Raw genomic sequence first — 12,812 nt, 5'->3', positions numbered from 1 at the left:
ATGACAGTGAACTTTGCTCCGGGAGACTTGGTTCGCGCACGCGGACGTGAGTGGGTGGCGCTGCCGTCCCCTCGGGATGGCGTGCTGGCGCTACGTCCCTTGTCGGGCGGCGAGAACGACACGGTTGTGCTCGATCCCGTGCTTGAACTCTTGCCCGTCGAGCCTGCCCGCTTCGATCTCCCTGCCGACGCTACGGTAACTGTTCAGGCGAAAGCAGCGTTGCTCGCGGACGCGATGCGCCTGACGCTACGCCGTGGTGCAGGCCCCTTTAGATCTGCTGCTCAGCTCGCCTTCGAACCGCGAACCTACCAGCTCGTGCCCTTGCTGATGGCGCTTCGTCTATCGGTGCCACGCTTGCTCATCGCGGACGACGTCGGCATCGGTAAGACGATCGAGGCCGGCCTCATTCTGCGCGAGTTGACGGACCGGGGTGAAGTGGATGCCTTTTCTGTGCTCTGCCCGCCTCATCTCGTCGAGCAATGGGTCGGAGAACTGAAGGCGCGTTTCGGTATCGACGCCGTCCCGGTCACGTCAGGCACTGCGAGCCGGTTGGAACGCGGCCTGCCGCTCGCTCAGACGCTGTTCGACGCCTATCCCTTCACAGTCGTCAGCCTCGACTACATCAAGGCTGAGAAACGCCGCGAAAGCTTCGCGCGCACCTGCCCAGATTTCGTCATTGTCGATGAAGCGCACGCCTGCGTCGGCACGCACCATGGTCGGCAGCAGCGTTTCGAGCTTCTGTCGGGCCTGGCACGGAATCCCGAGCGCCGGATGATCCTTCTGACCGCGACGCCGCATTCCGGGGACGAAGAAGCTTTCGCGCGTCTTCTTTCTCTGATCGACCCGTCATTTGCCTCGATGGATTTCGAGGATACGCGGTATCGCGAGCGCCTGGCCCGGCAACTCGTGCAGCGACGCCGGATCGATCTCGTCTCGGGGGATTGGGACGAGGACCGCGCTTTCCCGAAGCATGAGACGACGGAGTTCGCCTATCGCCTCTCCGAGGTCCATCGCGGGTTTCAAGAAGCCGTGCTCGACTATTGTTTCGCTATCGTTTCGCGGGCGGGAACGGGGCAGCGGGAGCGGCGCTTGGCCTTCTGGGGCACGCTCGCCCTGATGCGTTGTGTCGGATCTTCGCCAGCGGCGGCCCTGAGCGCTTTGCGAAACCGAGTGTCCAGCGAAAGCGACCGGCTCGAACCACAAATCTACGACGACGACAGCGACGACGAGGACGCGGTCGATCTCGAACCGGGTACGGCCTTCGATGCCGATCCGGAACTTCTTGCCCTGGTGAAGCGCGCCGAGGAATTGGTCGGTAAGCCCGATCCGAAGTTGGCCGCTTTGGTCGATGCGCTGACGCCTCTCGTCAAGAAGGGCGCAAATCCCGTCGTCTTCTGCCGCTATCTGGCGACGGCCGAGCATGTCCGCGACGGCCTACGCAAGGTCTTCCCGAAGCTGACCATCGAGGCCGTGACGGGCGTTCTCACGCCGGACGAGCGCCGCGATCGTGTCGCCGACATGGCGACAGCAGACGACGAAAAGCCAGTCCAACGCATCCTTGTCGCCACGGACTGCCTCTCCGAAGGCATCAATCTTCAGCAGCTCTTCGACACTGTTGTCCATTATGACCTGTCGTGGAATCCGACCCGGCACCAGCAGCGCGAGGGCCGGGTGGACCGCTTCGGCCAGCCAGTGGAACTCGTACGGTCGATCATGATGTTCTCGCCGGACAGTGCCATCGACGGGGCGGTGCTCGAAGTCATCCTCCGCAAGGCCGAAGAGATTCGAAAGGCGACGGGCGTGACGGTGCCGCTGCCCGAGGAGCGAGGGCCGGTAACGGATGCGCTGATGGCGTCGATGATGCTGCGTCGTGGCGTGTCCGGCCAGCTCACGCTCGATCTTCGCCTCAACGATGGGGCGAAGGTCATGGAAGCGCGATGGCGCGACGCTTCCGAAAACGAGAAGCGGTCTCGCGCGCGTTTCGCCCAGAATGCGATGAAGCCACAGGAAGTCGCCCCGGAATGGGAGAAGGTCCGCACACTCCTCGGCTCTCCGGCGGAAGCGAGACTCTTCGTCGAACGGGCGATGGCCCGTTTCGGCGTGCCTCTGGAGACCCGGAAAACCTTGCTCCTAGCTCATGTCGACGCCCTCGATGCCGGACTGCGCGAGCGGTTGAAGGAGCATGATCTGACCGGATCGGTGCGTCTGGCGACGGTCGAGCCGGCGCCGTCCGGCACGGCGTTGCTCACACGGACGCATCCCCTGACGGCCACGCTTGCCGAAGCTCTGGTCGAGGCTTCGCTCGATCCGGAATCCATGTCGGGCCTGGGCATTGGCCGGGTTGGCGCCTGGCCGACCGCTGCCGTCCAGCATCTGACTCGCCTTGTTCTGCTGCGTATTCGGTTCAAGCTGACCGTCCATGCTCGCAAGGAGCGGCTGCTGCTGGCGGAGGAAGCGGCTCTCATTGCGATCCAGGGCAACCGGATCGTGGCAGTCGGTGAAACCGCTCGGGAATGGCTCAGTACGCCAGCCACGTCCGATCTCGCGCCCGTAGCACGCGACAGGTTCATCGCGAAGGCGAAGGAGGACTTGGCCGACTTGCTCGCCGGGCCGATTGCCGACTTCGTCCGATCGCGCGCGCAAGAGCTCATGCAGGATCACGCCCGCCTGCGCGCCGCGTCGGGCTCCGCCTCGCGCGTCACCGTGGAGGCCGTGCTGCTGCCGGATGTGATCGGCCTATCCGTGCTTATGCCGGGAGAGGCCTGAGCCATGGCGCGCAAGCCCATCACCGACATGTCGGCCTGGCCCTCGCTCACGCTGGAGGGCAACCTCATCGCTCCGGCCATGGTCGCCAGCATCGACCGCCGGCAAGCGTCCGAACAGACGGAGGAAGACTACCGGATCCGCAAAGGGCTGACGATCCGGGAAGAGATCTCGACCGCCTTCCGTGTCGGCCAGTCGCATTTCGACGCTTTCGTGAAACTTCAGAATCCCTCCGCCGAGGCGACGCGGCGCTTCGTGCGGGCCTTCCTGGCGGAAACCTTCGACTTCGATGATCTCGTCCCGACCGATGGCGTGATCTCCTTCCTTGCGGGCGGCCGTGTCCCGATCGTCGTCGTGCCGCCGTCTGAGGAAAAGCTTGATCGACGCAGTCCGACGCTTTCGACCGACCGTTCGCGGTCCCCGGCATTCGCGCTTCAGGACTATCTCAACGACAGCGATGACGCGCTCTGGGGCTTCGTGACCAATGGCGCTGTCCTCCGCCTCATGCGTGACAACGCTTCGCTGACCCGGCCAGCCTATATCGAGGCCGACTTGGCCGCGATCTTCACCAACGAGGATGCCGCTTCCTTCGCGGTTCTCTGGTCGCTGATCCATCGGACTCGGTTCGGTGCTGCCGAAACGCTCATAACCAACTGTGCGCTCGAACGCTGGCGCGAGGCCGGTTCCCGCGAAGGCGAGGCTGCCCGCGACCGGTTGGCGGCCCAGGTCGAAACCGCGCTCAAGGTACTAGGCTCCGGTTTCCTCGAAGCTAATCCGGATCTCGCCGCTCACCTGAAATCCGGCGGGGTCAATCTGACCGAGTGGTTCAACGAGCTTCTGCGCCTCGTCTATCGCCTCATCTTCCTGATGGTGGCCGAAGACAGGAACCTGCTTCACCCAGAGACGACAAAGCTAGAAGTCCGAAAACTCTACTCTGACGGCTACAGCCTCGCCGCACTTCGGGCGCAAGCTGCGCGCGCAGCGACATGGGACAAGCACCACGACCGTTACGAAGGCATCAAGGTTGTCTTCCGCGCCCTTGCCCGCGGACAGGAGGCGCTAGGCTTGCCGGCGCTTGGCGGTCTTTTCAGCGCCGACAAGCTGCCGCATCTCGAAACTGCGCGCCTGCGCAACCGCGCTTTCATGGAAGCGCTCTACCGCCTGTCCTGGCTCTCCGACAAAACGGGCATTGTGCCGGTGAACTGGCGCGCGATGGAAACCGAAGAGTTGGGTTCGGTCTACGAATCCCTGCTCGAACTTCAGCCGCAACTCGGCGACGACGGCAAGACGCTCGTCTTCGCCTCGGAAGCCGCCGAGCAGAAGGGGAACCAGCGCAAGACGACCGGCTCCTATTATACGCCGGACAGTCTTGTGCAGCTCCTACTCGACACCACGCTTGATCCAGTGCTGGATGAGCGCGAAGCCCGGTCCGCCGATCCGGATGAAGAGCTGCTGCAGCTCACCGTCATCGATCCGGCCTGCGGCTCGGGCCATTTCCTGCTCGCGGCGGCGCGGCGCATAGCCACCCGTGTTGCTCGATATCGCGCTGGTGGCATCCCTTCGGCCGCCGACTTCCGCCACGCATTGCGCGAGGTCGCGTGCCGCTGCCTCTATGGCGTCGACCGCAACCCCATGGCGGTCGAATTGACAAAGGTTGCGCTCTGGATCGAAGCACTGGAGCCGGGCCGGCCGCTCGCATTCTTCGATGCGCAGATTCGCTGCGGCGACAGCCTAATCGGCGTGTTCGGCCGTGGGATGCTGCGAGAGGGATTGCCGGACGAAGCCTACAAGCCGCTGACCGGCGACGACAAGGAACTTTCCCGCCGGTACGCTCGCCTCAACAAAGAACAGCGCGATCGAGCGAAGGGGCATCCCCAACTGTTCAAAGACTGGTCGCCGCCGGAAATCCTGGCCGAGCGCGATCACAAGCTAAAGGAGATGGCGCAGGACGATCTGGCGAGCGTAGAGGCGAAGGCGCGTGGCTTCGAGGCGATACGCACATCGGATGATTGGCAGCGCCTGAAGACAGCCAGCGACCTCTATATCTCGGCCAATTTCTACATGGCGGCTTTCTTCACGCCGAAGGTAGGCAGCGCAGCAAGCACGGACATCATGCCGCTTACCGAACATGTGTGGCAGGCGGCGGGAGGTCAGGCGCCCGCCGAACATCTGCGCTATGGCGCGAGCCTGACGTCCGAGAAGGTCAATGCCTTCCACTGGTTCATCGAATTCCCCGAGATCATGGAGCGCGATGGCGGCTTCGATGTGGTCATCGGCAATCCGCCTTGGGAGCGCATCAAGCTCCAGGAGCAGGAGTTCTTCGCGACGCGCTCACCGGTGATTGCCAGTGCAGCCAACAAGGCGGAACGCCAGAAGCTGATCGACAACTTGGAAAAGGCCGATTCGGACAGTGCTGATGGTCGTCTGTGGCGCGATTTCGTCTTCGCTAAGCGCGCTGCGGAAGCGGCCAGCGAATTCGCGCGGTCATCGGGTCGCTATCCGCTCACCGGCCGGGGCGATGTCAACACCTATGCCCTCTTCGCTGAGCTATTCTCGCGGTTGGCTGGAGCGCGCGGACGGGCGGGAATAATCGTGCCTAGTGGTATCGCCACCGATATCACAACCGCGCCGTTCTTCGCATCGCTGGTGGATCAACGCCGCCTAGTAAGCATGCACGACTTTCAGACAGGACTCGGCTTCTTCGATCGGATCGGACACGCTCGGTTCAAGTTTGCCCTACTTACATTGGCCGCACCGGGAACGGGGCCAATGAAAGTGGCTTTCAGCTTCTTCTCCCGCACTATCGAGGAGTTCTCGGACGATAGAAGACATTTTGATTTGTCACCGTTAGAAATCGCCGCCATCAATCCGAATACCAAAACAGCCCCAGTCTTTCGGACACGCTCAGACGCGGATCTGATTGCGAAAATATACTCGAACGCCCCGGTGCTGATCGAGGAGCGGGCTCAGGACGATGGAGGCGACATCAACCTCTGGGGCATCTCATTCCAGACGATGTTCCACATGTCCGGCGATTCCAGTTTCTTCCGCACGCCGACGCAACTGGAAACCGAAGGATGGCAGCGCGAGGGAACGAACTGGGTACGGGAGCTCGTAACAGGTGTTGAGCGCCGTGTACCCCTCTATCAGGCCAAGATGATCCACCACTTCGATCATCGCTGGGCGACCTATGGCGCGGATTCGAATGACGACGAGGAAGGCGCCCGCGATTGCACTCTTGCCGAAAAGCAGGACCCGACCTTTGAGCCGTCACCGCGTTACTGGGTGCCTGAGGAAGAGGTCGTCTTACGAGCCGCCCGCGTGCCATCGGCGTTGAAAAGTGCCGTCAGGATGGCAGTGGGGGAAGGCGGAAAGGGACGCCGCAAGGCAGACGCCGATGCGCAGGAGAGCGCTCGCGCCATGGCGCTCAAGGCGCTCGTCACCTGGCTGGCTGGCGCAATTCCCGCTCTTGAAGGAACGCCAGCGAGAGAGGTCGACATCGTCCGTCTCCTTGGCCGTGCGCAGGATTGGCGTGGAGCGCTCAAGGCGTCGCCCGAACGCTTCCTGCTCGATCCAAAGACACTCGCCACTGCGGCGGAGATGCAGCGCGAGACACCGCTGACAGAGGCCAATCTCGTCCTAATAGCCGATGGCCCGAAAGACCCTCTCGCTCTCACAGAACTGCTGATTGCTGCCAAGCAGCCGCGTTGGCTTATAGGGTGGCGGGACATCTGTCGCTCGACTGACGAGCGGACGGTGATCGCGAGTGTATTTCCGAAGGTGGGCGTTGGACACACCATGCCAATCTTCTTCTTGAATGGAGACGCTGAGCTTGCCGCAGCACATTTGGCAATGTGGTTGTCCCTGACATTCGATTTCATTGCTCGGCTGTCCGTAGGTGGGACGCATCTGACCTACAGCTATCTGAAACAATTTGCAGCGTTACCTCCTTCCATCTTCTCTAAGAATGACCTCGATTTTATCCGCCCGCGCATGTTGGAGCTAACTTACACCAGCCACGCCATGAGGGCCTGGGCGGAGGATTTGGGATATTCTGGTCAGCCTTTCGCGTGGAACGAGGACCGCCGTGCCCAACTACGCGCGGAACTCGATGTCTTCTTCGCCAGAAAATACAGCTTAACCGAGGAAGAGCAGCGCTACGTTCTCGATCCTGCCAAGGTCAAGGGCGCCGACTATCCCTCCGAAACCTTCCGCGTGTTGAAGGAGAAGGAAAACCGCCTCTACGGAGAGTACCGCACCGAGCGCCTGGTGCTCGACGCCTGGAAGCGGATGGAGGCGGACGGGGCTTTCGCAGAGCTTGGCCTTTCTGGCGCCGATGCAATCTCTGTAACCCAACCAATCCAGCTCCCGTCGCTCGACCAGATTCCAGGTGGAGTGTGGGCCTGGACGCAAGGCGTTGACGAACGAGACCGCGTCCGGGCGCAACTTCGCGCGATTGCAGGCATACTGCCGAACGGTGCAGATGCCCGTCGCGCCCGTTTGGCAACGCTTGCGTGTCTGAATCCGAGTCTTCTTGGTGGCTTTCTGTCAGCCCCGGACCGGGTCGAGTGGCAACGTATCATAGGGCCGCAGGCACGGCCCAATGAAGGCGTCACCACACTGACGCCGCCGACTAATGCCGCGTGGGGCTCCGCCTATAATGAATTGGTGTCGGCGGCCGTCCTGGATGTGTCGGCAGATGGCAACGGATGGAGCGCGGGACCGAGGCTCGACAGGTCCACCTTGCATGTTGATGACCCCGCTGTCGGGCGCGCTCTGTTTGCGTGGTCAAGACTGCAATCGATCGATCTAGACCAGGGGCTGACTGATCTCTCTGCGGAGATCATACCGTTCATCCGGGAGGGGCGTCTTGCAGCTTAGTCTCTTCCAACAGCAAAAAATCGAATTCAATCCGCCAGGCAACCAGCTAGGCCCGCGGCTCTGGATCAGACGCGTCGGGCTGTGGAAAGACGCATCGACGCTGCTGCGGAACATTCCTTTACGCCAGGGTGTGAACATCATCTGGTCGCCCGACCTTGCGACCAATGAAAAAGGCGCCACACCCCACGGAAGCGGCAAGACCACCTTTTGTAGGCTCATCCGCTATTGCCTCGGCGAACGCCACTTCGCCAACGAAGATCAGCGTCCGCTGATGCAGCATAAGTTACCCGACGGGTTCGTTGGCGCCGAGGTCATAGTCGACGGCGAATGCTGGGTCGTGACGCGCCCGATCGGCATGAATGTTCCTTCACGCACAGCACGAGCCGATCGGATTGAGGATACGTTCGATCGACTACTTGTAGCGACCGATCCGCCCACGATAGCGGCGACGATTTCCGATCGATTCTGCGTCGACTATCGGGATCAGGTGCCGGACAATCTGAACGCTGACCAAGTGTGGGGCGTTCTGTTCGCGTGGCTCTCGCGCGATCAGGAGTGCCGCTTAGACGATGTATTCGATTGGCGCTCCAAGCGCTCTGGCTCCGGGTCGCCTGCCCAAGAGCTCTCTCTCGAGACGAAGCTTGCGGTCGTCCGCCTCGCCATCGGGGCGCTGTCAGCGGACGAAGTCTCAGCCACTGTTAAAATCAGAGCTCTGGCGAGAGAACGCGATGATCTCAAACAGAAACTTAATCATCTTGATTGGTTTCAAAGACATCGCTTCGAGGAATTATGTGAGAGACTTTCTTTGCCGAAGGACCGCGACCCGTCAGACGAAACCGTCAGAAGGGAGCTAATCGATAAAGCCAATGAAGAATTGGCGAAGGCCACGGGTGCGAAGCACGATAAGGGACAATCGCCAACCGCGGACTTGCAGGGAAAAAGAAGACGATTGCAAGCCGCAAGGAACCAAGCGTTTGAAAAACGTGCGAATGCTCAAGCGTTGGCCGGCGCGCTTCCAGCTCAGATTTCTGCTGTGCGGGCAGAGCAAGGGACAGAACAAGCTCGTCTGGAAAGTGGCGTAATAGTCAGATGCGCTATCTGCCAGGTCAGCATTGATGATGTTCTCGCGGAGGGATGCAGGATCTCTCGCGAACGGTGCGACCTTGGTGCAGTTCGAAACCGCATTGAAGCTGCGGAACGGAATGTGGCGGAGCTGGTCAAGCAACAAGCTGCCCTTCCAAAGACTATTGAGGAGCTCGGATCAGAGATTGCGCGAGTCGACCGGGAGTTGGCGGCTGTCGACAACGAATTCGATCGTCTTGAAAAGCAATTGTCCGCGACCGACGGCAAGGTTAGCGGAGCGCGCGAGCTTGTTAGAGAAGCGAGTTGGTTTGACCGTCAGATGGCTGAACGAGAAACGGAAGTCAGGCGCCTCGATTCGGTTGAAGCAAAAATCGAAGGTCTGCGCGATTCCATCAAGCTGGAAAGGGAGCGGGTAACGGCTGCAATCGGTGATCTGGAAATCGTATTTCAACAGCTCGTCGCCAGCTTAATGCCCAAGGGGTGCTCCGGGAAGATACGCCTCGATGGCAATGGTCTTCACACAGATATTCTCCTTGAGCGAGGGGTCGGCCTGTCAACCGCCGCCGTGGAATCGTTCAAGATCGTAGCTTTTGATCTGGCGGCAATGATCCTTTCCGTGAATGGTAAGGCGAGAATGCCGTCTTTGCTCATCCATGACAGCCCTCGCGAGGCTGACCTGGATGCCGATATATATTCCAATCTATTCGATTTCGTTTTGGGCCTAGAAGACAAGGCCACCCCGCCGCCATTTCAATACATAATCACGACGACGACGGCGCCGTCCCAGCGGGCGCGCCGGCATGATGCAAAACGCCTGGAGCTTTCATCGACTCCGGCTGAGGCGCGCCTTTTCACAATGGACTTTTGATGATCGAAATGCCTCAGAGTTTCATCGTTTCGACGGAGTGCCAGAAGGCAGCCGAACAGAATGGCTTCCGACGCGTGCTTGGCGAAAACGATGGTTGGACGGCATTTCAATCTACGACAGCGTATGGAACGATCTGGCTCGCCGCTTCCGGCGCCGCCGGTCCATGGTTTCTCGCCCTGGAACATGCCGGTGTCGTTGAGGAATTGAGTCTATCTCCGATGGAGATGCCGGGACCTGGACGTGCCCGATATGCTTTCGACACCCTGGGCGCACTGTACGCCGTGTTGCCTCGCATCTATCAGTTAGCGGCCAGCCTGCCCGACGCTCCCTTGCGAGAGTTCCAGGCGAAGATCAAGGATCTGCCGAAGGTCACCGAGGCCGAACGGTTTGTTGTTCAGCGCATCGGGCAGGATGTTTTTCGCACCAGCCTCATGGATTACTGGCAAGGCCGCTGCCCCCTGACCGGGATTACGGACCTAGCGCTGCTTCGTGCGTCTCACATCATTCCTTGGAGCGAGTGCGAGAGTGACGCCGAGCGGCTCAACGTACACAATGGGCTTCTATTGTCAGCGCTATGGGATGCCGCATTCGATCGTGCGCTCGTGACCTTCGATGACCAGGGCAAGCCCGAATTCTCGCCCCGCCTCAGCGAGCAAGCGCGCGCCGAACTCCGTTGGAGTTCCCCAATTCCGCTGACGGATGAGCATCGGCGGCGGCTTGTTTGCCATCGTGAGAGAGCACGATCAATGGGAGAGGTATCGGCCGGAGACGCGTGAATGCGGGAAAGTCTTAGCGTCGACAGCCAGACGACTGGTGCGGCTACTGGAATGAATCCTTGATTTGGCCAATAGCTTTGGTCGGCCAAGAAAACGAGAAATTGGGGGTGAGCCATGAGCAAATCTCGCGATATCACTCAGAAGGGCCGGATAGCCGCGAAGTCGCTGGTGCATCGACTGAGCGGGTTCTCACTCCCGTTCTTTGGCGTCCAGTGGACGCCTCCTGCCGACGAGCGCGAGATTGTCAGAGGTCTCCTCACCGCTTTGGAGGATCGGCGTGTTCTCTTCGTCCCTTATCACCTGGAGGTTGTCTCGCAGGTGACGTCCTCTGTGCTCCAGATGCGAGAAACCCTGACAAAGACCCTGCAGGCCCTGCCGGAAACGTCGCGGGCGGCGGGCTCCGTTCGCGCGATGCGCACTGCGTGTCGCCGCTTCCTTGAAGAGCCGATGCCCGACTTTCGCAACCTTATGCGATGGCATGGCAGGCAGCACGCAGGCGACGAAGAAGGGAGCCCGTCCTTCTTCGTTGCGATGGGTGAGCTGAGGGCGACGTTCGGAGCACACATCGCAGTCCTCGCATACCAGTACAGCCTCGATGTCGAACCGGAGCTCGCGTCGATCCTTCCGTCGTCGGATGAAGCGTGAGGGTGGTCAGATGGGGAGCGCGTCTTGAGCACCCTTCTGTCAACTCCTTCGATATGGCGCGCTGAGAAGAGGGTGGCTGTCAGCGGCCACACTCGGCACCGACATAAGCCGAGCCCCATCTCATCGGGCTTTGAGCCGCCCCAGGTGAACACAACCCTTGTGTTCGGCCCAAGCGCGTTGGCGGCTTCGATCGCGAGAACGGCGACTCTTCGAGATGCGCCCCCCGAAATGTTGGCGCGATGGGGCGACAGCGCCCTGACGCAGGTCGAGTGGCTGGTCGAAGAGGGAACGACCTTTGCATTGTCGCAGTATCTCCAGGTGCTGGCGGATGCCGAGCGAACATCCTTCGCAGGACGCATAGGCGCCGGCATCACGGATTTGCTGATGAACGCATTGGGCTTTACCTGGAGAGATAACGCCTCTTGCCTGTCGAGCTCGCTCGCGCCGCATGCAGATTTCATCTACGCCGACGGAGCAGTATCGGGACATGGCGTGGTCCTGGCCGAAGCCCATGGGTCTTTCGCGGCAAGCACTAGCTTGGCCGGGATGACCCGTGAGGCAAAGCGCAAGTATCTGCGGCAGGTGCGGCCTCATCTCGCTGCCGCCTCCCCACACGGCAAGGTCATTCATGGATATTCGATCGCGTTCGGCTCCCGACCCGGAACAGCAGGGGCCTTCCTGCACGTCGCCGAAACGCTGATTTCGAAGCCACGTGGCAGGCGACGCGAACCCACCCAACCGGCGCCGCTACCAAGTCCAGAGGCCGCTCCCACGTCCCTCGCGCTCTCCGCGCATCGGTCGAACTTCGCGATAATGGACGCACCGAGCGTCGTGCAATGGATCGATTGGGTTCGCGACGACGGCGAACGCCCCGACGAAATGCTGCCGTCATCGTTCATCCGGATTCCCTATGCGGGCCGATTTTTCCTTTGCAGTATGGAGATGGGTTGGCCGTTTGGTGGCTACCCGGACTGGCTGGACGAATTTTGGCATCCACGGTGGTGGCCGCCGCTTCGACGAGCACGAACGCTGTCTTGGGGCAGAGACGATTTCGCCGGATGGTTTGCCATGGAGGAGAAGGCAGCGGAGGGCTTCCTCAACGCGTTGAGTGCGATCGTTCGGAATGGCCGAGACAATCTCCCGGAGACGCTTGAGCTTCCCCGCGTCGATCCAACCGGCTTCGGACTTGGCGGTGACGACGCCGTTCTAGGATCGCCAGATTCCGAATACAGATATGCCCTCTATCGGGACGGGCTTGCGCTGCTCGGCAGCCCGCCGCCGCGCCGAATAGCGGGACACCGGACGTGGCTTCCAAGGGAAGGCATAGGAGGCGACCGACCTTGACACTCGGCGGCGATATGGAGGTCTCCTTGCGGAGGACAGAGTCGGAGTGCTGAAAGCCGCATCCGCACGGAAACCACCACGGAAGGCGCCGGCCTACCGGCGCTTCACCTTATACCTGCACTAGGTCGGCCTGAGCGGAGCGGAGGCCGGCTACACGACTTGTCTCAGAATGTAACCAGCCAGAGAGATTGACCCGCAGCGTCCTGATTGCCGTAAATCGAAGCGATTCCAGTCCGTTCGGGCCGTTTTCGCGGTGTAATTTTAGAGGGCTATTGTGTAGGTGTAGTTCTCATCATCGCCCGGTGCGGTGCGCCAAATACCGCCGATTGCCCTCTATTGCCGCCGATAACCGCCGAAACTACACCCACGTAAAGAGCGTGCGACGGTCCTTGCGCGAAAAGGCGTAGAAACGGCGGCGTTTGGCGGTGAAAAAGTTCGAATCGCTTCCGGTC

At 60.9% G+C, this 12,812-nt stretch carries 6 protein-coding genes; all 6 read left to right on the top strand.

The annotated features are described in order from the left end of the window. A complete protein-coding gene (locus ACMDCM_RS13635) occupies nucleotides 1–2,766 on the top strand; it encodes a DEAD/DEAH box helicase (protein WP_412774059.1) in 2,766 nt (921 codons plus the stop codon). A gap of 3 nt (nucleotides 2,767–2,769) precedes the next feature. Further along, nucleotides 2,770–7,644 carry an Eco57I restriction-modification methylase domain-containing protein gene (locus tag ACMDCM_RS13630; protein WP_412774058.1) on the top strand — a complete coding sequence of 1,625 codons (4,875 nt, stop codon included), beginning with the start codon at nucleotides 2,770–2,772 and terminating at the stop codon, nucleotides 7,642–7,644. Continuing rightward, nucleotides 7,634–9,595, top strand: coding sequence for a DUF2326 domain-containing protein (locus tag ACMDCM_RS13625; RefSeq protein ID WP_412774057.1), 1,962 nt, complete (start codon nucleotides 7,634–7,636; stop codon nucleotides 9,593–9,595). Before ACMDCM_RS13630 ends, ACMDCM_RS13625 begins: the two co-directional genes overlap by 11 nt. Next, on the top strand, nucleotides 9,595–10,371 hold the full coding sequence (locus ACMDCM_RS13620; RefSeq protein ID WP_412774056.1) for an HNH endonuclease: 777 nt from the start codon (nucleotides 9,595–9,597) through the stop codon (nucleotides 10,369–10,371). Before ACMDCM_RS13625 ends, ACMDCM_RS13620 begins: the two co-directional genes overlap by 1 nt. Nucleotides 10,372–10,485: 114 nt before the next feature. After that, nucleotides 10,486–11,016, top strand: coding sequence for a DUF6650 family protein (locus tag ACMDCM_RS13615; RefSeq protein WP_412774055.1), 531 nt, complete (start codon nucleotides 10,486–10,488; stop codon nucleotides 11,014–11,016). A gap of 144 nt (nucleotides 11,017–11,160) precedes the next feature. Further along, on the top strand, nucleotides 11,161–12,360 hold the full coding sequence (locus ACMDCM_RS13610) for a hypothetical protein (RefSeq protein ID WP_412774054.1): 1,200 nt from the start codon (nucleotides 11,161–11,163) through the stop codon (nucleotides 12,358–12,360). Nucleotides 12,361–12,812 lie beyond the last annotated feature (452 nt).

Source organism: Nitrobacter sp., from assembly GCF_047149785.1.
Classification (GTDB): Bacteria; Pseudomonadota; Alphaproteobacteria; order Rhizobiales; family Xanthobacteraceae; genus Nitrobacter.
This window is presented reverse-complemented; position numbering and strand designations above follow the sequence as displayed.